This window comes from Microbacterium sp. AG790, assembly GCF_003634765.1.
In the GTDB taxonomy this organism is placed as follows: Bacteria; Actinomycetota; Actinomycetes; order Actinomycetales; family Microbacteriaceae; genus Microbacterium.
On record NZ_RBWZ01000006.1, the window covers coordinates 1 to 20,225 of the forward strand.

Genomic DNA, 20,225 nt, shown 5'->3' on the forward strand with positions numbered 1-20,225 from the left:
GCTGCACTCCTACAATCACCACAGGCCCCACACCGCGATCGGCGGCCACCCACCCATCAGCAGATTGACCAACGTCCCTGGGCAGCACAGCTAGCGCAGCTCGGAGTCGACTTTGTGAGTGGAAAGAACGTTCTGGGCGATGACAGCGACGCCCACCCCAAGAATCGTGTCATCAAGGTAAGTGCGATCTCGAGCGGCCGATTCATCGAATCAGAATCCAAGCCGATGCCGGGCGGTTACGCTCCCCCCGAATCGCACCTCATCCGCAACCGCGACATCCTGTTCGGACGAGCAAGCGGCTCCTTGGACTTGCTCGGAGCGACGGCGGTCGTCGACAGTGAGCCCGCGCATCTGTACCTCCCGGACAAGGTATGGAAGCTCAGTGCACCGCTTGGCGATCAGATCGAGCCAACGTACATTCTTGGAGTACTTAGGTCCACGCATGCGCGGGCTTACATCAAGCACAATGCCAGTGGCGCAGCGGGGGTGCGCAACATCAGCAAGGCGAGAGTGCTGAAGTACCGCGCGCCTCTGGCGCCGGTGCATCTCCAGCGCCAGTTCGCGTCGCGCGTGGAACGGATCGAGTTCGATCGCACGTTCGTTCAGCGTGCCCTCGCCGCTGACGACGAGCTCTTCGCCTCGCTTCAGTCCCGTGCATTCCGAGGGGAGCTCTGACCCATGCCGGTTGAGATGAGGATGTGGCGTATCGACGGCCAGCAACCCCGGCCGCTGACACCCGCTGCGCTGCCGACCGAGAACGAACTGCACGAGTTCCTCAAGAGAGATCCGTCGCTGCTCGGCATCCCGCTGCTGGTGATCGGCAGTGAGGTGCCGACGCCCTACGGCAAGCGGCTGGATCTTCTCGCGATCGATGGTGACGGCAACCTGCACGTGCTGGAACTCAAGCGCGACAAGACTCCGCGCGAGGTCGTGGCGCAGGTTCTGGACTACGGATCGTGGGTCTCGACGCTCTCGCGTGACGATGTCATCGACATCGCAGACCGATACCTCGGCCAGAAGTTCGAGAGCGCGTACGAGGAGGTCTTCGGGTCCGCGCCGCCCGACGAACTGAACTCCGAACTGCAGCTGACCATTGTGGCCTCGGTCCTCGACGACAGCTCTGAGCGGATCGTCACTTACCTGCGCACGTTCGGTGTGCCGATCAATGCGGTCTTCTTCACCTACATCGAGGATGAAGACCGGCGCTACCTGGCGCGGTCGTGGCTCGCAGCGTCCGTCGATGCGCCCACGTCCGCCAAGGTGAAGTCGACCTCGAAGCGCGCTCCGTGGAACGGACGCGACTGGTATGTGGCGTTCGGCGGTGATCGGTCGTGGGAGGACGCGCGTCGATTCGGCTTCGTCTCCGCCGGAGGTGGCAAGTTCTACTCGCAGACCATCCGCGCGCTCCCCAAGGAGGCGCGCATCTGGGTGTACATCCCGCAGACCGGATACGTGGGAGTCGGCACGGTGACCGGGCCCGCCGTTCGGTTCGCCGATGCCCGAGTCGAGGTGGATGGCGCGTCGGTATCTCTCGCGGAGCAGCCGCTTCTCGGGTCTTACATGCACGCGGAGGCCGCCACCGAGGATGCCGACGAATGGGTCGTGCCCGTCCGATGGATCAAGGTCGTCCCCGAGAGTCAGGCGTATCGCGAGAAGGGGCTCTTCGCGAACCAGAACAGCGCGTGCAAGCTGCGGCAGGAGTTCACGCTCGACCGGCTCGCCGAGCGTTTCGGCATCCACGACGACCAGTAGGTTGACCCCATGGGGAACTTCGACTTCGTCCGCGAGACGCTGCCGGGGCTGCACGGCGACTGCGCTCACGCGGAGTCCTATCTATCCTCCGACCCTCGATCGGCGTGCTTCTACAGTCGTCGTGTCGCTGAGCTCCTCGTGGACTACCTCTACGACGTGCTATCGCTGGGTGTCCCCTACCGAAGCGATCTCGCCGCCAAAATCAACGATGCTTCCTTCCGCACCCACGTGCCTTCTGCGATCGCGCAGAAGCTGAACGCGATCCGACGGGTCGCGAACACGGCCGTCCACGACAATCGGCAGATCCGCGCTGAGGTATCACTCGGGGTGCTGCGTGAGCTCTTCCATGTCGTCGTGTGGGTGTCGTATCACCACTCGCCGCGGCCCGACATCGTTCCACTTCAGGCTGATTTCGATCCCTCGCTTGCCGCTGAGGCTGCCCCCCTCACTCGCGAGGAGGTCGCCCGACTTGCGCAGAAGTTCCGCGAGCAGGACGAGGCCCACGCCCGCGACCTCGCGGAGCGCGACGACCGCCTCGCCGCGCGAGACGCGGAGATCGCCGTGCTGAAGACGCAGATCGCAGCGGCTCACGCCGCGCTCGCGCCGGACACGCGCGACTACGACGAAGCCGGCGCCCGCGACCTGTTCATCGATCTCCTCCTGCGAGAAGCGGGCTGGCCGCTCGATCAGGATCGTGATCGCGAGTACGAAGTCCACGGCATGCCCAACGCCGAAGGCAAGGGGTACGTCGACTACGTCCTGTGGGGCGACGACGGCCTGCCGCTCGCGGTGGTGGAGGCGAAGCGCACATCGAAGTCGCCGGAAGTCGGCCAACAGCAGGCGAAGCTCTATGCCGACTGCCTGGAACACGAGTGGGGCCAGCGCCCCGTGATCTTCTTCACGAACGGCTACGAGCACCGCATCTGGGATGACGCGGGCGGCTACCCGCCACGCGAGATCCAGGGGTTCTACACGCGGGACGAACTGCAGCTACTGATCCAGCGCCGCACCAGCAAGCAGCAGCTGTCCACTCAGTCGGTGAACACCGAGATCGCTGGACGCCCTTACCAGGCGAGCGCCATCAAGGCGGTCAGCGCGGCATTCGACCACAAACAGCGGGAAGCACTGCTCGTGATGGCCACTGGCTCCGGTAAGACCCGGACGACCATCGCGCTGGCCGACCTCCTGCAGAAGGCCAACTGGGTAAAGCGCGTGCTGTTCCTCGCCGATCGGCAGGCGCTCGTCAATCAAGCCGCGAACGCGTTCAAAGCGCATCTTCCCGGCTCGACGACCGTCAATCTTCTCAGCGAGAAGGGCGTGGACGGGAGAGTGTACGTCTCGACCTACCCGACGATGATGAACCTCATCAACGAGGTCGACAACGACATCCGCCGGTTCGGTCCCGGCTACTTCGATCTGATCGTGATCGACGAAGCCCACCGATCCGTCTATGCGAAATACGGCGCGATCTTCGACTACTTCGACTCCCTGCTGGTCGGTCTCACCGCCACGCCCAAGGATGAGGTGGACCACAACACCTACCGGCTTTTCCGCCTCGAAGACGGCGTGCCCACCGACAACTACTCCCTCGACGAGGCCGTGAGCGAGGGCTACCTCGTTCCGCCGCGCGGGGTGAGCTTCGAAGGTGGGTCTCTGCGCGCTGGCAAGCGCTATGAGGACCTCAGCGAAGAGGAGAAGGACGAGTGGGACTCGCTCGACTGGGGTGAGGATGGCCCACCGGACGAGGTCGGTGCGGAGGAGATGAACCGCTTCCTGTTCAACGCAGACACCGTCGACAAGGTTCTCGAGACCCTCGTGGTCCGGGGGTACAAGGTGGCCGGAGCTGACCGGCTCGGCAAGACGATCATCTTCGCGAAGAACCAGAATCACGCCGAGTTCATCGAGAAGCGGTTCAATCTCGCTTATCCGGAGTACGCGGGGCACTTCGCCCGCGTCATCACCCACGGCACTCCGTACGCGCAGTCGTTGATCGACGACTTCTCCACTCCTGACAAGGCGCCGCACATCGCCATCAGCGTCGACATGCTCGACACGGGCATCGACGTGCCCGAGGTCGTGAATCTCGTGTTCTTCAAGATGGTGCGTTCGAAGTCGAAGTTCTGGCAGATGATCGGACGCGGCACGCGGCTGCGCCCGGACTTGTTCGGCCCCGGCGAGGACAAGCAGGACTTCCTTGTCTTCGACTTCTGCGGCAACCTCGAGTACTTCAGCCAGGACCTTCCCGGCTCGCAGGGCCAGATCCAGAAGTCGCTCTCGCAAAGACTGTTCGAAGCGCGTCTCGGGCTCATCACCGCGCTCGGCGAGACCGAACCCGAGTTGTGGTCTTCGACAGCATCCACTCTGCACACGATCGTCGCGGGAATGAACCTCGACAACTTCGTCGTGCGCCCCCACCGTCGGGCGGTCGAGGAATTCGCCGAGTTGGATGCGTGGAAGCAGATCACCGGTCCAAAGGCCGAGCGATTGGCCCTCGTCGCCGGGCTCCCCTCGGCCGTGCGGGACGACGATGAAGACGCGAAGCGGTTCGACCTGCTGATCCTCCGCCGCCAGCTCGCGCAGCTCGACGGTGACATGCTGGTCGCTGAGCGAATCCGGGAAGCAGTGCAGCAGATCGCGGCCGCACTGCTGAGCAAGACGGCCATCCCATCGGTTGCGGCGCAGGCGGTTCTGCTGGAGTCGCTCGCGAGCGACGAGTGGTGGATCGACGTCACTCTTACGATGCTCGAGCTCGCGAGGATCAGGATCCGCAGCCTGGTTCGGTTCATTGAGAAAACGCGTCGCAGTCCGGTCTATACCGACTTCGAAGACGTCCTCGGCGATGGCGTCGAGATCGCCCTGCCTCATGCCACACCGGGCACGAACTTCGAGCGGTTCCGGTCAAAGGCAGAGGCCTACTTGCGTCAGCACCTCGACAACCTGGCGCTCCAGCGTCTCCGCCGAAACCGGCAACTCACCGCAGGCGACCTTTCCGAGCTCGAGAGCATGCTCGTCGACGCCGGCGCAGGACCCATCGACATTGAGTGGGCCAACGAGAGCGGCGGGGGCCTGGGGGTCTTCATCCGCCAGCTCGTCGGCCTCGATCGCTCCGCCGTCATGGAGGCGTTCGAGACCTACCTCGATGACACCAAGTTCACCGTTGACCAGATCCGCTTCGTGAACCTCATCGTCGACGAACTCACGCGCAACGGGGTGATGGAGCCCGCGCGTCTCTTTGAGCCGCCGTACACCGACCACGCCCCGACGGGGCCAGACACGATCTTTCCTGACGCTGACGTCGACGTGTTGGTGCGAACCCTGCGCGAGATCCGTGCGACCGCTACAGCGTCGGGCGTCGCGTAGTCCGCGCTAACTCTGGAAGTGACCAGTGGAGGGGCTGACGGGAATCGAACCCGCGCTGTCTGCTTGGGAAGCAGAAGTTCTGCCATTGAACTACAGCCCCACGACGACCTGACGGCCGTGCCCGTCCAGCATACCCACGAATGTCGCTGACTGATCGCCGCACTGAGCGCGGGCGGGCGCCGCTACGCTGCGCTGGGTGCAGAGATGATCGCGACGACATCGGGGGCGCGGAACACCATGACCCCCGGAACGTTCCGTTGCTCGAGAATCCCAACTTCTTCGAGCTTGCGTACAGCGTTGCTCACCGCTTGGTAGGTCAGCCCTGGAAACGCAACACGGTTCCAGGTGGCTGTGCCGAGTTCTGGCGGCGCCGCGAGTGGATGAGCGGCGAACGCGACGTGCTCGTATGTCTGTCCGCGGCCGTCCGTGCCGAAAATCGGAAGGAGGTCGCCGATCGGACTTGCCGCGAATCGTGCGGGATCCATGCTGCGCTCCTTCAAGTTCCCTTGACTACACCACGTATCGATTCAATTAAAACGTCAAATAATTGAACTCACAATCGTGTAATTAAAGCGTGCCGCAATCGTGCATGTCTCTCGGCTCACTCGCGCCGCGGCCCCGAACGTCTGTACAGATGTAGGAACGGGTCAGCGGATGCCGCGGTTAGCGTGAACACGCTCGGATCGAGCGCACCCATCCACACGACCCGGAGGACCGATCATGGCCTACGTCACCACCGAAGACGGCGCGGAGATCTACTACAAGGACTGGGGCAGCGCCGACGCCCAGCCCATCGTCTTCCACCACGGCTGGCCCCTCTCGTCCGACGACTGGGACGCGCAGCTGCTCTACTTCCTCGACAAGGGCTACCGTGTGATCGCCTCCGATCGCCGCGGCCACGGGCGCTCGTCGCAGATCGCCACCGGTCATGACATGGACCACTACGCCAACGACGTGAGCGCCGTCGTCGAGCACCTCGACCTGCGAAACGCCGTCCACATCGGCCACTCGACCGGCGGTGGACAAGTCGCCCGCTACGTCGCGAAGTACGGCGAGCCCCAGGGCCGTGTCGCCAAGGCCGTGCTCGTCGCTGCCGTGCCCCCGATCATGCTGCAGAGCGACAGCAACCCCGAGGGCACCCCGCTGGCCGTGTTCGACGGCTTCCGTGAGGCCCTCGCTGCCAACCGTGCCGAGTTCTTCGAGGCGGTGGCATCCGGCCCCTTCTACGGCTTCAACCGCGAGGGCGTCACGCCGTCCCAGCCGGTCATCGACAACTGGTGGCGGCAGGGGATGACCGGCAGCGCGCAGGCCCACTACCTCGGCATCAAGGCGTTCTCCGAAACCGACCAGACCGAAGACCTCAAGGCCATCACCGTTCCGGTGCTCGTGCTGCAGGGTGACGACGACCAGGTCGTGCCGTACAAGGCCGCCGCACATCTGCAGCACGAGCTGCTGCAGAACTCGACCCTCAAGATCTACGAGGGCTACCCGCACGGCATGCTGACCACGCACGCGGACGTCATCAACCCCGACATCCTCGCGTTCATCCAGTCCTGACGCCGCTCGGGGACACCCGCTGCGCGCTGGGCGCCGTACTCCCCGTCACTCCGACAGGTGCTGCACCGTGTTCGTGTAGGTGATCGCATCGGCCGTCGATCCGACGAGGCCGAGGGTCACGCCGAACATCGAGTCGAGGCCTTCGGCGGGCGGCGGGGTGTCGGCGCCCAGCGTGAGCAGCTTGCCTCCCGGAAGCGTCGCGCTGAGCGAGTTGATGTACACCGCCACGTGCCCGTCGAGGGTCATCGTGTCGGCCGTTGTCGTCAGGATGGGGCCGGTGTCGTGGCGGACGGTCAGGCTGAATCCGGAGATCGTGATGCGGTCGGCTTCGAGCTTCAACGCCGTCGTCCGCGACCCGTCGGCGAGGGGAACGGTCACGACCGAGATGCCGCGCAGGCCGCTGAACGACAGCGACTTCGACCCGAGCTGAGCGGACGGCTGCGTGAACACGGGCCCCTGCTCGTCGGCGACGGGCGCCACCGCGGGCGGCGTCGTGCCCTCCGACGGCGACGGCGACGGTGACGGCTGCTCGGGTTCCGGAAGACCGGGGACGGTCGGCAGGCTCGGGATGCCGGGAACCGACGCGCTCGCCGACGGTGACGGACTGGGCGTCGGGGACGGCGACGAGTGGCAGGGCATGATGATCGGGATGCACCACTCGGTGGGCTGCGCGCCAGAGGTCTCCACGGCCGCCGCCGGAAGGGCTGCGGCGCCGATCACGCTCGGCACCAGCGCGAGGAGCGCGGCCGCCAGCAGCGCGGAACGCCCTCGCCGCGTGGTCATCGCGTGACCGCCTCGTCGGGGACGATCGCCTCCTCGGCATCCGCCTCAGCCGTCGGCTCCGACTCCGCGGTGCGCGCGGCTCTCGGCATCCACGACACCGCGAGGATGCCGCCGACCGCCGACAGCACGAACCCGATCAGGAACCCGCCCAGGTTCACCCCCACGATCGAGTAGACGCTCGTCGCCAGCGCGATCACGCCGTACAGGATGCGGTGCGCCGGCGTGGCGATCACGAGGGCGCCCAGCACGATGAGCAGCAGCGGGATCACGACCGCCTGCAGTCCCTCGATGCCGAGGTGGATGTGCAGGCGTCCGAAGTCGAGCTGACTCGACCCGAACATCGCGAGGCCGCCGACGATGAGCAGGATGCCGCCCACGAGCGGCCGATCCTTCCGCCACGCGCGCGCCGGTCGATCGGCCGTGGGCGTCGGCTCTGTCCGGTCCTCGGGCTCGGATGCAGACTCGGCAGTGGGCTCAGCGGTGCGCGCGGCCCGGCGTGTCAGAAGCATCCGCTCGATCCGTCCGTCAGCTTCAGCGACATCCCGGTGAGCGTGAAGACCGAAGCCTGCGTGCTCCACGAGATCTGCTGGAGGTTGTTGATCGTGACGCTGTCGGCATCCTGAGCGAAGTCGCCCGCCGAGCCCTTCGCCGCCGTGTTCACGGTCGAGGCGTCGACGCCGATGCGGATGTTGGAGAACGACGAATCGCCCTTGAGGTCGGTCATGCCGATCTGCAGGTCGCTCGCGGTGGCCGGGTTGCCGCCGCCGCCCGCCGTGATGAGCACGCCCACCTTGCCCAGCGGGGTGTCGGAGATCACCGACTGGCACAGGTCGTAGAGCTGCGCCGACGCGATGTTGGCGATCGCGACGTTGTGCGAGCCGCCCGCCGTGTCTTGCGTGACGCCGGCGTACTGAGAGAAGCCGGTGCCCTCGAGCTTGGATGCGCTGATCTGGAACTGGCTGCCGGAGACCGCGAACGAGACCGGAACGGCGCCCTGTGCGACGCCTCCGAGGAGGAACGTCGAGGCGAGGACGACGGGGATGGTGGCGAGGGTGATGCGTCCCGCGCGGGAGCGAGTCGGGTTCGAGAGTCTCATCGATCCTCCGGATGCCGGGGCGCCGGCTCCGCTGCCGACGCGTTCGATCATCGACTGTGCGCTTCAATTGACAATCAGTCAATAAGGATGCCGTCACTGTGAGAGAACTCTCACGAAAACTGCCCGTGGGACCGTGCCCACCTCGTCGGTAGGGTCGAGGACATGTCCACGGAGCAGCGGCGGCGCCTGTCGCGGGAAGATCGCCGCGCCCAGCTGATCGCCTCGGGGGTCGCGTTCCTCGCGTCGCAGCCGCTGGACGAGCTGACCATCGAGGCGCTCGCCGAACGGGAAGACGTCTCGCGCGCACTCGTCTTCCACTACTTCGGCACGCGCCAGGGCCTGCACACCGCGGTCGTCACGACCGCCCGCGACGCGCTGATCGCGGCATCCGCCCCCCGCGCGGAGCTGCCGCCGCGCGCCCGCCTCGACGACACGATCGAGCGGATCGTCGCGTTCGTCCGCGCCCACGGCGGAACCTTCTACTCGCTGGTGCGGGGCGTCGCCAGCGGCGACCCCGTCGTCCGCGAACTCGTCGACGAGGCCCGCGACGAGAACGCGCATCGCATCGTCGAGGTCTTCCACGAGCTGGGTCACGCCGACTCGCCCCTGCTGTCGGTGGCCGCGCGCGCCTGGGTCGCGTTCGCGGAGGACGTGCTCATCGAGCTCGGGCTCGAGTCCGACCGGCCCGCCGGCGAGATCGTCGCCTTCCTGTCGCGTTCGGCGCTGGCGATCGCGGCATCCGTCGACCACTGAGCGCGCCGCGCTCGCCCGCCGCGGACAGTAGGCTGGCCGCGTGCTGCTCAGTGACCGCGATATCCGCACCGAGATCTCCTCCGGCCGCGTCGGACTCGACCCGTGGGATGCCGCGATGGTGCAGCCCTCGAGTGTGGACGTGCGTCTGGATCGCTACTTCCGGCTGTTCGACAACCACAAGTACCCGTTCATCGATCCCGCCGAAGACCAGCCCGACCTCACCCACCTCATCGAGGTGCGCCCCGACGAGGCGTTCATCCTGCACCCGGGCGAGTTCGTCCTCGGCTCGACGTTCGAACAGGTGACGCTCCCCGACGACATCGCCGCACGCCTGGAGGGCAAGTCGTCGCTCGGACGCCTCGGCCTGCTGACCCACTCGACCGCGGGCTTCATCGACCCCGGATTCTCCGGTCACGTCACCCTCGAACTCTCGAACGTCGCCACGCTGCCGATCAAGTTGTGGCCCGGCATGAAGATCGGTCAGCTGTGCTTCTTCCGGCTGTCCTCTGCGGCGGAGAACCCCTACGGCACCGGCCCCTACCTCAACCGCTACCACGGGCAGCGGGGCCCGACGGCGTCGCGCTCGTTCCAGAACTTCCACCGCACCGACGTCGGCGCGACGGACGCGGGCGCTCGCGGGGCCTGAGCGCGCGGCGTCCGCCGCCGCCGCTTTATCAGAGTTGCCCGGAAGGGGCCAGGACTCGGCCGTCGCCGCGTGCGTGGCTACCCTGAAACGATGACCGAGACTGCCCCGGCCGCCGATCCGCTCGCCCCCCCGTCCGCTCGCGCGCTGGGTGTTCTGGCCCGCCGCCGTCATCATCGTCGCCGTCGCCGCATTCGCGGTGATCTTCCCCTCGTCCGCAGAGACCGCGTTCGCGACCATCCAGGGGGCGATCATCCGAACCTTCAGCTGGTACTACGTCCTGATCGCGGCGTTCTTCGTCGCGTTCGCGCTCGTCCTGGGCTTCAGCCGCTTCGGCGAGATCAAGCTGGGCAAAGACGACGACGAGCCGGAGTTCTCCCTCGGTGCCTGGTTCTCGCTGCTGTTCGCGGCAGGCATGGGCATCGGGCTCGTGTTCTACGGCGTGAGCGAGCCGCTCAGCCACTACGTCACACCGCGCCCGGGTGTCACCGGCACCGATGCGCAGCTGGCGCAGAGCGCGCTCATCCAGACCTACCTGCACTGGGGTGTGCAGGCGTGGGCGATCTACGTCGTGATCGGTGTCGCCCTCGCCTACGCGATCCACCGTCGGCGCCGGCCGATCTCCATCCGCTGGGCGCTGGAGCCGCTCCTCGGCCATCGCGTGCGCGGGGCGTGGGGAAACGCGATCGACACCCTGGCCCTCGTCGGCACCGTCTTCGGCGTCGCCACCTCGCTCGGGCTGGGCGTCATGCAGATCGGCGCGGGCCTGTCCAGCGCCGGCCTGGGCACTCCCGACACGACGATGCAGATCGTCATCATCGGCGTCATCACGATCTTCGTGCTGCTGTCCGTGCTGTCGGGCGTCGGCAAGGGCATGAAGTGGCTGTCGAGCTTCAACCTGCTGCTGGCAGCAGCGCTGCTCGTGTTCATCCTCATCGCGGGGCACACCGAATACCTCCTGCGGGAGTGGGTGCAGTCGATCGGCGCCTACCTGCAGAACTTCGTCGGCCTGAGCTTCACGGTCAGCGCCTTCCAGGGCGAGGCCGGCGAGCAGTGGCAGGCCTCGTGGACGTCGTTCTACTGGGGCTGGTGGATCTCGTGGGCGCCGTTCGTCGGCATCTTCATCGCCCGGGTGAGCAAGGGGCGCACGGTCCGTGAGTTCGTCTTGGGCGTGCTGATCGTGCCCACCCTCGTCGGCATCCTCTGGTTCGCCGTCCTCGGAGGCTCGGCGCTGTACCAGGAACTGACGGTGCCGGGATCGATGCTCGCACCCGACGGGACGGTCGATCTGCAGGGCGCTCTCTTCCAGCTGTTCGCCCACCTGCCGGCCGGACCGGTGCTGACGGTGGGCGCCATCCTGCTCATCGGCATCTTCTTCGTCACCTCGGCGGACTCGGGTGCGCTCGTGATGGGGATGCTGGCCACCGGCGGCGACGTCGAGCCGAAGCGGTGGGTGCGGGTGTTCTTCACGCTCGCGACCGCGGTGCTGGCGGTCGCCCTGCTGCTGGCCGGAGGGCTGTCGGCGCTGCAGACGGCGGCGGTCACGATCGCCTTGCCGTTCAGCGTCGTCATGCTCCTCATCTGCTGGTCGACGGTGATCGCCTTCCGGCGGGAGCGACGGGTCTACGACCGTGCCCAACGGGCCCAGCTCGTCGGCTACGTCGGCGAGCACTACGGGCTCGACGTCGAACGCGGCAACGAGCAGGGCGTGCGGATGCCTGGATGGCGGCGACGCACCCCGCGGTGACGGTCGAGTGCGCGAGCGCCCCGAGCGCGCGCGGGGCGCTCACGCGCGCGCGGCGGTGCGTCCCTCGGTGAAGCCGGCCGCGAAGCCGCGCTCGTAGGCGCGCTCGGCGCCCTCGGCGCCCTCGGCGCCACGGTGGCGGGGTGAGCGGTCGCGGTGGGGACCGAAACGGTGGCCGCGGGGGCCGAACCCGCCACGGTGGCGCGGGTGGTGGGCCTCACCGGGATCGCCCTCGGCGCCGAGCGCGCGGGCGACGGCGTCGAGGGTGGCGCCGGCGGCGGCCAGCTCCTCCGCGGACGCGGCCTCGTGCAGGCGTGCGTCGAACTGCTCGGCCTGCCGGCGCAGCCCGTCCGCGGCGTCGCGCCCCGCATCGGTGAGCGACCAGGTGCCGTCGGTCTCGGCGATCCAGCCGCGTTCGGCGAGTCGACGCAGGCCCTTGCCGCCATGGGGGTGCTGGCGAAGGCGCGTGAGCAGTTCCGCCGCCTGTTCGGAGGCGAGGGCACGCAGAAGGCGCGCCTCGCGCGGACGGATGCCGTCGGCGGCGAGGGCCCGGGCGCGATCGTGCCAGAGGGCGCGATCGACCGCGCGCGCCCAGCGGACGACGTCGAGGGGGTCGGGGGTGTGAGGGGTGTGGGTGTTGTCAGGGGTGTCTGTGGAGGTCTCCATGGGAGGTCCTTTCATCGGGTGATCGCCGGGCGATCTCATTTGCATGTCAAAGTGCATGTGCATGTAGTGTGACATGCAGTCTGAGAACATGTCAAGCGACATGTAAATTTGAGGGATGACGGATGCCGATCCCCCCGCCTCCAGCGCGGACCTCGACGCGATCGACGCGGCCCTCGGTCGCCTGCGCGGGCGGGGGCCCGGTCCGGGTGGCGTCCCGGGTGGGGCCGGCGGCCACCGCGGCGCCGCGCACGGGTTCGGCCCCCGCGGGCACTGGCCCGCTCCGCCGGAGGGCGGCCCCGCGATGCGGATGGGCGGCGGCCCCGCGCGCCTGCGTCTGATCGAGGCGCTGCACGCGGCATCCCACCCCCTGAGCGTGAGCGAACTGGGCGAGGCGATCGGTGTCGATCAACCCCGGGCGTCGCGGCTGGTGCAGCAGAGCGTCGAGCTGGGCCTCGTGCAGCGCGAAGCCGACCCCGACGACGCCCGTCGCACCCGGATCGCTCTCACGCCCGTGGGTGAGCAGTTCGCGCGCGGGTTCCGGGGCCGGCGCCGCGAGCATCTGACCGCGGCGTTGAGCGATTTCAGCGCGGACGAGCGTGCGGAGCTGGCCCGCCTGCTCACGAAGCTCGCTGCTGCCTGGCCACGCGACTGAGGCGGGGACTCACCCCTCGGGCCAGATCTCGTCGACCTCGAGCGTCAGATCGATGATCTGCTGAAGCAGCCCTCCCATGGTCGTTGCCCGCAGCAGGCGCTGCTGGTCGTACTCTACCAGGGGCGCGATCGCGGCGACCTGCCAGGCGGCGGCGACGGGATCGGACGACAGCTCGATGTGCGCGCCCCAGGGGGCATCGGGAAAGCGGCCGAGCACGCGGCGCACGATGGCCTCGGCCTCGGTGCGCAGCGGCGTCAGCGCGTCGTTCCAGGCCAGCGGCTCCTGCAGCGAGACCTCCGCCCGGGGGTACGGGTCGTCGTCGAGCCAGCGGTCGACGGTGAAGCGGTCGGTGCCGATGGCGACCACCTGGAGGGCATCGGCGCCGGCGGCGACATCGACCAGGCGGGCCAGTGTGCCGATGCCGGAGCGCTGGTCGCCGCCGCCGGTCTCATGCCCGCGGTCGATGAGCACGACCCCGAACTGCGGATCATCGCTGTCGAGCAGCTCGCCCATCAGACGCAGGTAGCGCGGCTCGAAGACGCGCAGGGGCAGAGGCGTGTGAGGGAAGAGCACCGATCCGAGAGGAAACATCGGCATGACGGTCATGCGCCCAGTCAACACCGACGGACGTACAGTGGGCGCGTGCCTCGCCTTCCCGCCTCGATCCGCCCCGACGTTCCCGGCCCCGGACAGGAGTCGGTCTGGGACTATCCGCGTCCGCCGCGCGTCGAGCCGGTCCCTGTGCGTGTCGCCATCCGCCTCGGCGGCCAGCTCATCGCCGACACCCACGACGCCGTCCGCGTGCTCGAGACCAGCCATCCGCCCGTCTACTACCTGCCGATCTCCGACTTCGCCCCCGGCTCCCTCGTGGATGCCGAGGGCACCTCGTTCTGCGAGTTCAAGGGCGCCGCGCGCTATCTCGACGTCGTGGGCGGGGGCATCACGCGGGCGGGAGCCGCGTGGAACTATCCGCATCCCGCGCCGGGGTACGCAGTGCTGCGCGACCGTGTCGCCGTGTACGCCGCCGCGATGGACGAGTGCACGGTCGACGGCGAGGTCGTCACGCCGCAGCCGGGAGGCTTCTACGGGGGCTGGATCACGGCGAACATCCTCGGGCCGTACAAAGGCATCCCGGGTTCGATGGGGTGGTGACGGCGTCGGGCGGCTACCGTGGGTCTATGGCCTCTGACAGCATGACCGATCCCCTCGAGGCCGCGCCCGCGCCCGACACCCAGACCGACGCCGATTCCTCGGCATCCGCCCCGGCATCCACCGCTGCGCCGTCGACCCCCGGCTTCGCCGATCTCGGCCTCGACGCCGCGGTCCTCAAAGCCCTGAAGGACGTGGGCTACGAGACGCCGTCGGCGATCCAGGCCGCGACGATCCCGCCGCTGCTGGCCGGTCGCGACGTGCTCGGCACCGCGCAGACGGGAACGGGCAAGACCGCGGCGTTCGCGCTGCCGATCCTGTCGCAGCTGGACCTCTCGCAGAAGACGCCGCAGGCGCTCGTGCTCGCGCCGACGCGTGAGCTCGCGCTGCAGGTGTGCGAGGCGTTCGAGTCCTACGCGGGTCACCTCCGCGGCGTCCACATCCTGCCCGTCTACGGCGGCCAGGGCTACGGTCAGCAGCTGTCGGCGCTCCGCCGTGGCGTGCACATCGTCGTCGGCACGCCCGGCCGCATCATGGACCACCTCGACAAGGGCACGCTCGACCTGTCCGAGCTGCGCTTCCTCGTGCTCGACGAGGCCGACGAGATGCTCAAGATGGGCTTCGCCGAAGACGTCGAGACGATCCTCGCCGACACCCCCGCCGGCAAGCAGGTCGCGCTCTTCTCCGCGACCATGCCCGCCCAGATCCGTCGCCTCGCGGGCACGTATCTGAAGGATGCCGAGGAGATCAACGTCAAGGCGAAGACCTCGACGGCGACCAACATCACGCAGCGCTACCTGATCGTGTCGTACCCGCAGAAGGTCGATGCGCTCACCCGCATCCTCGAAGTCGAGAACTTCGAGGGCATGATCGTGTTCACGCGCACCAAGAACGAGACCGAGACCCTCGCCGAGAAGCTGCGCGCCCGCGGCTATGCGGCGGCCGCCATCAACGGCGACGTCGCGCAGGTGCAGCGCGAGCGCACCGTCAACCAGCTCAAGGACGGCAAGCTCGACATCCTCGTCGCCACCGACGTCGCCGCGCGCGGGCTCGACGTCGAGCGCATCAGCCACGTCGTCAACTTCGACCTGCCGATCGACACCGAGTCGTACGTCCACCGCATCGGCCGCACGGGCCGCGCCGGCCGCTCGGGCGACGCGATCAGCTTCGTCACCCCGCGTGAGCGGCGCATGCTCGCCTCGATCGAGAAGGCGACGCGACAGCCGCTCACCGAGATGTCGCTGCCGAGCGCCGAGGATGTCAACGCGACGCGGCTCACCCGCTTCGACGACGCGATCACGACGGCCCTCGCCGAGACCGAGCGCATCGACCGCTTCCGCGACATCATCAACCACTACGTCACCCACCACGACGTGCCCGAGGCGGATGTCGCAGCGGCGCTCGCCGTCGTCGCGCAGGGGGAGACCCCGCTGCTGCTCGACGAGGACCAGCCCGCGCCGGCGCGCCGGGAACGGTTCGACCGTGACGACCGCGGCGACCGTGATCGCGGCGACCGTGACGATCGTCCCCGCCGCGACGATCGGCGTCGCTCGGGCGGGCCCACCGCGACCTACCGCATCGAGGTGGGACGTCGACACAAGGTCGAGCCCCGTCAGATCGTCGGCGCGCTCGCCAACGAGGGGGGCCTGCGCCGTGAGGACTTCGGCGCGATCCAGATCCGTCCCGACTTCTCGCTGGTCGAGCTGCCGGCCGACCTTCCGCGCGACACGCTCCAGCGCCTGGAGGGCACCCGCATCAGCGGCCGCCTGATCGAGATCAAGCCCGACCGCTTCCAGCGTTCCGCCAAGCGCCCCGACCGCGACGACCGCGATCGCGGCGAGCGGCGCCCGCGCCGCGACTGAGCGCGGCTCGGCATCCCGCCGACGCCCGAGTCGCTGACGCAACTGCAAGGGATCACCGGCGACGCGCCGCCTGCGTGAGTCGCACCGCGGGGTGTCGCACTGCTCGCCTTGCAGTTCGGGCGGGCGGGCGGGCGGGCCGGTCGGCAGGTCGGCGGGCTGCGCCGGAGTGGTGATCAGCGGGCGGGCGGACGCACGGGGATCAGCAGCGCCAGCCCGACGAGCAGCACGGCGACGAGCCCGAGCACGCCCCAGTACTGATGGCCTCCGAGCGTGACGAAGACGCCGAACATCATCGGGGCCAAGAAGACGGCGGCGCGGCCGGTCGTCGCATAGAGGCCGAAGACCTCTCCCTCGCGACCGGTGGGGATGCTGCGGGCCAGGAACGTACGCGACGCCGACTGGGCCGGGCCGACGAACATCGCCATCGCGAGGCCGAGGCCCCAGAACACGGCAGGCCCTCCGTCGTGGAGGACGAAGATCAGGATGCCGCCGACCACGAGCGCGACGAGCGAGACGATCATGACCGGCTTCGGTCCGAACCGGTCGTCGAAGAAGCCCGATGCCATGGTCACGATGCCCGCCACGACGTTGGCGGCGATGGCGAAGATGAGGACGTCCGCGGCGGTGAGCCCGAACGTACCGGTCGCCAGCACTCCGACAAAGGTGAACACTCCCGTGAGACCGTCGCGGAAGATCGCGCTGGCGAGCAGGAACCACACGGTCGTACGGCTCTCGCGCCACAGTGAGGCGACCGTTCCGAAGAGCACGCGGTATGAGGCGAAGAAGCCGATGCGCGCCGCGCCGGGGGTCGACGGCGTGTTCTCCGGCACCGCGAACAGCAGGGGCAGGGCCGACACGGCGAACCAGATCGCGGCGAGGAGCATCGACACGCGCACAGCCATGCCGTCCGCCCCCGTGACGCCGAACAGTCCTACCTCGGGCTTGATGAGCCCGAAGTAGAGCACCAGCAGCAGCACGATGCCGCCGAGATAGCCCATCCCCCAGCCGAAGCCCGAGACCTTGCCCACCGTGCGCGGTGTGGAGATCTGGGAGAGCATCGCGTTGTAGTTCACGCTCGCCAGTTCGTAGAAGACGGTGCCGACCGCGAGCAGCGTGAGCCCGAACCACAGGTAGGCGGTGTCTTCGCGGACGAAGATCATCAGGGCCAGCATGAGCACGACCACGCCGGTGTTGATGCCCAGCCAGCGCTTGCGATGGGCCGAGGCGTCCGAGCGTTGTCCGGTGATCGGCGCCGTGATGAGCACGACCAGGCCGGCGAGGGTGAGGGCCAGCGACAGGGCTTGCGACGTGGTCGCCGCGTCACCGAAGGCGCTGCCGGTGAGATACACGGTGAACACGAAAGAGGTCGCGACCGCGTTGATCGAAGCCGAGCCCCAGTCCCATAGCCCCCACGCGATGACGGCGCGACGAGAGGTCGCCGTCGGGGGAGTCATCGTCGTGGGTGCGGGCAGGTCGGGCAGTGACATGTTCGTCACGGTATGTCCCTTCGGTGAACACCGGGTGGCGCGTCGTCGCGCGTGCAGGTCACGTTACTCCCGGCATCCGGTCGAAAAGTTGAGCCGATTCATATCAACTTGCGTTTGACACTCGAGGATGCCGCGGCTATCGTGGAACACATCGAAGTTGAGCCGTTAAGACTCAACCCCGCAGACTTCCTCAGATCCGTTTCACGAAAGGGAACACAATGGCACGTGCAGTGGGTATCGACCTCGGGACGACGAACTCCGTCGTCTCCGTCCTCGAGGGCGGCGAGCCGAAGGTCATCGCCAACGCCGAGGGCTTCCGCACGACCCCGTCGGTCGTGGCCTTCACGAAGGACGGCGAGGTGCTCGTCGGCGAGACCGCCAAGCGCCAGGCCGTCACGAACGTCGACCGCACGCTGTCCTCCGTCAAGCGCCACATGGGCACCGACTGGAAGACGCAGGCGATCGACGGCAAGCAGTACACGCCGCAGGAGATCTCCGCGCGCATCCTGCAGAAGCTCAAGCGCGACGCCGAGGAGTACCTGGGCGACAGCGTGACCGACGCGGTCATCACGGTCCCCGCCTACTTCAACGACGCCGAGCGTCAGGCCACCAAGGATGCCGGTGAGATCGCGGGACTCAACGTCCTGCGCATCATCAACGAGCCCACCGCCGCGGCCCTCGCCTACGGCCTCGACAAGGGCAAGGAGGACGAGCTCATCCTCGTCTTCGACCTCGGCGGCGGCACGTTCGACGTGTCTCTGCTCGAGGTGGGCAAGGACGACGACTTCTCCACCATCCAGGTGCGCGCCACCGCCGGTGACAACCGCCTCGGCGGTGACGACTGGGACCAGCGGGTCGTCGACTACCTCATCAAGCAGTTCAAGGACACCACCGGCGTCGACGTCTCGGGCGACAAGATCGCCCTGCAGCGTCTGAAGGAGGCGGCCGAGCAGGCGAAGAAGGAGCTCTCCAGCTCGAGCAGCACCTCCATCAACCTGCCCTACCTCTCGCTGACCGACTCGGGCCCCGTGTCGCTGTCGGAGACGCTGACGCGTGCCAAGTTCGAGGACCTCACCAAGGATCTCCTCGACCGCACGAAGAAGCCGTTCAACGACGTCATCGCCGAGGCCGGCATCAAGGTCGGCGACATCGACCACGTCGTGCTCGTCGGTGGTTCGACCCGTATGCCCCAGGTCACCGAGCTGGTCAAGCAGCTCACCGGCGGCAAGGAGCCCAACAAGGGCGTGAACCCGGACGAGGTCGTCGCCGTCGGCGCCGCCCTGCAGGCCGGTGTCCTCAAGGGTGAGCGCAAGGATGTGTTGCTCATCGACGTCACCCCCCTGAGCCTCGGCATCGAGACCAAGGGTGGCATCATGACCAAGCTCATCGAGCGCAACACGGCCATCCCGACCAAGCGCAGCGAGACCTTCACGACCGCCGACGACAACCAGCCGTCGGTCGCCATCCAGGTCTTCCAGGGCGAGCGCGACTTCACGCGTGACAACAAGCCGCTCGGCACCTTCGAGCTGACCGGCATCGCGCCTGCGCCCCGCGGCATCCCGCAGATCGAGGTCACCTTCGACATCGACGCCAACGGCATCGTGCACGTGTCCGCGAAGGACAAGGGCACCGGCAAGGAGCAGTCGATGACGATCACCGGCGGCTCGTCGCTGCCCAAGGACGACATCGAGCGCATGGTGCGCGAGGCCGAGGAGCACGCCGCCGAGGACAAGAAGCGCCGCGAGGCCGCCGAGGTCCGCAACCAGGCCGAGACGCTCTCCTACTCGATCGAGAAGCTCATCAAGGACAACGAGGACAAGCTCCCCGCCGAGGTGAAGACCTCCGTCCAGGCCGACGTGGATGCGCTGAAGACCGCGCTCGCGGGCGATGACGAGGATGCCGTGAAGACGGCGTTCGACAAGCTCAACGCGTCGCAGCAGCAGCTCGGCGAGGCGATCTACGCCTCGGCGCAGGCCGCCGGCGAGCCGGCCGACCCCACGGTCGCCGACCCGGGCAACGGCAGTGTGCCGAACCCCGAGGAGGACGTCATCGATGCCGAGGTCGTCGAGGACGAGGACGACAAGAAGCCGGGAACCGGAAAGTAAGAGAATCGAACCATGACGAACAAGGACTTCGAAGAGCCCATCGACGAAGTCCCCGGTGACGAGGGGTCGGAGGCACACGCCTCCGGCCCCGACTCGCAGGGGGACCGGCGTGAGGGCGACGACCTGACCGTCGACGACATCCTCGACGCGCCGCAGACCGACGAGGCCGCCGTCGCGGAGGCCTCGCCCGAGGACCGCGATCTGGTGTTGGACCTCAAGCGCCTGCAGGCGGAGTATGCGAACTACCGGCGCCGCACCGAGGAGCAGCGTGAGGTGGAGATCGCCCGCGCGAAGGGGTCGGTCGCCAAGGGGCTGCTGCCGGTGCTCGACGACCTCGACCGTGCCGAGAAGCACGGCGACCTGGTCGACGGATCGCCCCTGGCGGCGATCGCGGAGAAGCTTCGCGCCGTCGTCGCCCGCCTGGGCGTGGAGACCTACGGTGTGGCGGGCGAGGCGTTCGACCCGCAGCAGCACGAGGCCATCTTCCACGCCCCGAACCCCGGAGGGGTGGAGGACGGCACGATCCTCGACGTCGTCGAGGTCGGCTACCGCCTGGGCACCATCGAGCTGCGACCGGCCAAGGTCGTCGTCGCCGGTTCCGCTGACTGACGGGAGG

18 protein-coding genes, 1 tRNA gene and 1 pseudogene are annotated in these 20,225 nt (G+C 68.0%); 12 read left to right on the top strand and 8 right to left on the bottom strand.

The genetic code is table 11. The features are described from left to right. The 3 genes and pseudogenes from DEU37_RS14715 to DEU37_RS00615 form a co-directional block, all read left to right on the top strand. Positions 1-675: pseudogene (locus DEU37_RS14715) on the top strand (hypothetical protein); the annotation flags it as partial. Between the two features lie 3 nt (positions 676-678). Then, positions 679-1,752: a hypothetical protein gene (locus tag DEU37_RS00610; protein ID WP_121188794.1), complete on the top strand. Its 1,074-nt coding sequence runs from the start codon at positions 679-681 to the stop codon at positions 1,750-1,752. Positions 1,753-1,761: 9 nt separating this feature from the next. After that, positions 1,762-5,112 (top strand): DEAD/DEAH box helicase family protein, encoded by a 3,351-nt coding sequence (locus tag DEU37_RS00615; RefSeq protein WP_121188795.1) that lies wholly within the window; start codon positions 1,762-1,764, stop codon positions 5,110-5,112. Positions 5,113-5,138: 26 nt separating this feature from the next. On the opposite strand, the gene DEU37_RS00620 is transcribed toward DEU37_RS00615, so the two are convergent. Next, positions 5,139-5,212: transfer RNA gene (locus DEU37_RS00620), tRNA-Gly, on the bottom strand. Between the two features lie 82 nt (positions 5,213-5,294). Then, on the bottom strand, positions 5,295-5,597 hold the full coding sequence (locus tag DEU37_RS00625; protein WP_121188796.1) for a hypothetical protein: 303 nt from the start codon (positions 5,595-5,597) through the stop codon (positions 5,295-5,297). 235 nt (positions 5,598-5,832) lie between these two features. Between DEU37_RS00625 and DEU37_RS00630 the strand changes: the two genes are divergently transcribed. Next, a complete protein-coding gene (locus tag DEU37_RS00630) occupies positions 5,833-6,669 on the top strand; it encodes an alpha/beta fold hydrolase (protein WP_121188797.1) in 837 nt (278 codons plus the stop codon). Positions 6,670-6,714: 45 nt separating this feature from the next. Here the strand turns inward: DEU37_RS00630 and DEU37_RS00635 are convergent, their stop codons facing one another. From DEU37_RS00635 to DEU37_RS00645, 3 genes are read right to left on the bottom strand one after another with little or no spacing between them, the layout of a single operon-like run. Next, positions 6,715-7,452: a hypothetical protein gene (locus tag DEU37_RS00635; RefSeq protein WP_121188798.1), complete on the bottom strand. Its 738-nt coding sequence runs from the start codon at positions 7,450-7,452 to the stop codon at positions 6,715-6,717. Beyond that, positions 7,449-7,961 carry a DUF6114 domain-containing protein gene (locus DEU37_RS00640; RefSeq protein WP_121188799.1) on the bottom strand — a complete coding sequence of 171 codons (513 nt, stop codon included), beginning with the start codon at positions 7,959-7,961 and terminating at the stop codon, positions 7,449-7,451. Before DEU37_RS00640 ends, DEU37_RS00635 begins: the two co-directional genes overlap by 4 nt. Beyond that, positions 7,952-8,548 carry a DUF6230 family protein gene (locus tag DEU37_RS00645; RefSeq protein ID WP_016464019.1) on the bottom strand — a complete coding sequence of 199 codons (597 nt, stop codon included), beginning with the start codon at positions 8,546-8,548 and terminating at the stop codon, positions 7,952-7,954. Before DEU37_RS00645 ends, DEU37_RS00640 begins: the two co-directional genes overlap by 10 nt. A 162-nt stretch (positions 8,549-8,710) precedes the next feature. Between DEU37_RS00645 and DEU37_RS00650 the strand changes: the two genes are divergently transcribed. The 3 genes from DEU37_RS00650 (at position 8,711) to DEU37_RS00660 (ending at position 11,691) form a co-directional block, all read left to right on the top strand. After that, the gene (locus DEU37_RS00650; protein WP_121188800.1) at positions 8,711-9,301 is read left to right on the top strand and encodes a TetR/AcrR family transcriptional regulator; all 591 of its coding nucleotides are present in this window, start codon (positions 8,711-8,713) and stop codon (positions 9,299-9,301) included. A 40-nt stretch (positions 9,302-9,341) separates the two neighbouring features. Then, complete coding sequence (dcd, locus tag DEU37_RS00655) at positions 9,342-9,947, top strand: dCTP deaminase (RefSeq protein ID WP_016464021.1); 606 nt, start codon at positions 9,342-9,344, stop codon at positions 9,945-9,947. 148 nt (positions 9,948-10,095) lie between these two features. After that, positions 10,096-11,691: a BCCT family transporter gene (locus DEU37_RS00660; protein WP_121188801.1), complete on the top strand. Its 1,596-nt coding sequence runs from the start codon at positions 10,096-10,098 to the stop codon at positions 11,689-11,691. 39 nt (positions 11,692-11,730) lie between these two features. Here the strand turns inward: DEU37_RS00660 and DEU37_RS00665 are convergent, their stop codons facing one another. After that, positions 11,731-12,354 carry a hypothetical protein gene (locus tag DEU37_RS00665; RefSeq protein ID WP_121188802.1) on the bottom strand — a complete coding sequence of 208 codons (624 nt, stop codon included), beginning with the start codon at positions 12,352-12,354 and terminating at the stop codon, positions 11,731-11,733. Between the two features lie 115 nt (positions 12,355-12,469). On the opposite strand from DEU37_RS00665, the gene DEU37_RS14960 reads away from it, so the two are divergent. Beyond that, a complete protein-coding gene (locus DEU37_RS14960) occupies positions 12,470-13,006 on the top strand; it encodes a MarR family winged helix-turn-helix transcriptional regulator (RefSeq protein WP_259457082.1) in 537 nt (178 codons plus the stop codon). A 9-nt stretch (positions 13,007-13,015) separates the two neighbouring features. Here DEU37_RS14960 and DEU37_RS00675 read toward each other — a convergent pair whose 3' ends face one another. Further along, positions 13,016-13,612, bottom strand: coding sequence for an LON peptidase substrate-binding domain-containing protein (locus DEU37_RS00675; protein ID WP_036320217.1), 597 nt, complete (start codon positions 13,610-13,612; stop codon positions 13,016-13,018). 36 nt (positions 13,613-13,648) lie between these two features. Between DEU37_RS00675 and DEU37_RS00680 the strand changes: the two genes are divergently transcribed. Together DEU37_RS00680 and DEU37_RS00685 are read left to right on the top strand one after the other, a co-directional pair. Then, a complete protein-coding gene (locus DEU37_RS00680) occupies positions 13,649-14,158 on the top strand; it encodes a DUF427 domain-containing protein (protein WP_016464025.1) in 510 nt (169 codons plus the stop codon). A gap of 41 nt (positions 14,159-14,199) precedes the next feature. Beyond that, positions 14,200-16,017: a DEAD/DEAH box helicase gene (locus tag DEU37_RS00685; RefSeq protein ID WP_121189591.1), complete on the top strand. Its 1,818-nt coding sequence runs from the start codon at positions 14,200-14,202 to the stop codon at positions 16,015-16,017. 173 nt (positions 16,018-16,190) lie between these two features. On the opposite strand, the gene DEU37_RS00690 is transcribed toward DEU37_RS00685, so the two are convergent. Beyond that, positions 16,191-17,504, bottom strand: a complete 1,314-nt coding sequence (locus DEU37_RS00690; protein WP_082784327.1) for an MFS transporter — start codon at positions 17,502-17,504, stop codon at positions 16,191-16,193. Positions 17,505-17,722: 218 nt separating this feature from the next. On the opposite strand from DEU37_RS00690, the gene dnaK reads away from it, so the two are divergent. Together dnaK and DEU37_RS00700 are read left to right on the top strand one after the other, a co-directional pair. Then, on the top strand, positions 17,723-19,609 hold the full coding sequence (gene dnaK, locus DEU37_RS00695) for a molecular chaperone DnaK (RefSeq protein WP_121188803.1): 1,887 nt from the start codon (positions 17,723-17,725) through the stop codon (positions 19,607-19,609). Between the two features lie 12 nt (positions 19,610-19,621). Next, entirely contained in the window at positions 19,622-20,218 is a 597-nt protein-coding gene (locus DEU37_RS00700; RefSeq protein WP_121188804.1) for a nucleotide exchange factor GrpE, read from the top strand. Positions 20,219-20,225: the final 7 nt, after the last annotated feature.

Excerpts from the sequence above, each read along its gene's own strand:
- DEU37_RS00610 (WP_121188794.1), top strand. The coding sequence starts at position 679 with ATGCCGGTTGAGATGAGGATGTGGCGTATCGACGGCCAGCAACCCCGG.
- DEU37_RS00615 (WP_121188795.1), top strand. The coding sequence starts at position 1,762 with ATGGGGAACTTCGACTTCGTCCGCGAGACGCTGCCGGGGCTGCACGGC.
- DEU37_RS00625 (WP_121188796.1), bottom strand. The coding sequence starts at position 5,597 with ATGGATCCCGCACGATTCGCGGCAAGTCCGATCGGCGACCTCCTTCCG.
- DEU37_RS00630 (WP_121188797.1), top strand. The coding sequence starts at position 5,833 with ATGGCCTACGTCACCACCGAAGACGGCGCGGAGATCTACTACAAGGAC.
- DEU37_RS00635 (WP_121188798.1), bottom strand. The coding sequence starts at position 7,452 with ATGACCACGCGGCGAGGGCGTTCCGCGCTGCTGGCGGCCGCGCTCCTC.
- DEU37_RS00640 (WP_121188799.1), bottom strand. The coding sequence starts at position 7,961 with ATGCTTCTGACACGCCGGGCCGCGCGCACCGCTGAGCCCACTGCCGAG.
- DEU37_RS00645 (WP_016464019.1), bottom strand. The coding sequence starts at position 8,548 with ATGAGACTCTCGAACCCGACTCGCTCCCGCGCGGGACGCATCACCCTC.
- DEU37_RS00650 (WP_121188800.1), top strand. The coding sequence starts at position 8,711 with ATGTCCACGGAGCAGCGGCGGCGCCTGTCGCGGGAAGATCGCCGCGCC.
- DEU37_RS00665 (WP_121188802.1), bottom strand. The coding sequence starts at position 12,354 with ATGGAGACCTCCACAGACACCCCTGACAACACCCACACCCCTCACACC.
- DEU37_RS14960 (WP_259457082.1), top strand. The coding sequence starts at position 12,470 with ATGACGGATGCCGATCCCCCCGCCTCCAGCGCGGACCTCGACGCGATC.
- DEU37_RS00675 (WP_036320217.1), bottom strand. The coding sequence starts at position 13,612 with ATGACCGTCATGCCGATGTTTCCTCTCGGATCGGTGCTCTTCCCTCAC.
- DEU37_RS00685 (WP_121189591.1), top strand. The coding sequence starts at position 14,200 with ATGACCGATCCCCTCGAGGCCGCGCCCGCGCCCGACACCCAGACCGAC.
- DEU37_RS00690 (WP_082784327.1), bottom strand. The coding sequence starts at position 17,504 with ATGTCACTGCCCGACCTGCCCGCACCCACGACGATGACTCCCCCGACG.
- dnaK (WP_121188803.1), top strand. The coding sequence starts at position 17,723 with ATGGCACGTGCAGTGGGTATCGACCTCGGGACGACGAACTCCGTCGTC.
- DEU37_RS00700 (WP_121188804.1), top strand. The coding sequence starts at position 19,622 with ATGACGAACAAGGACTTCGAAGAGCCCATCGACGAAGTCCCCGGTGAC.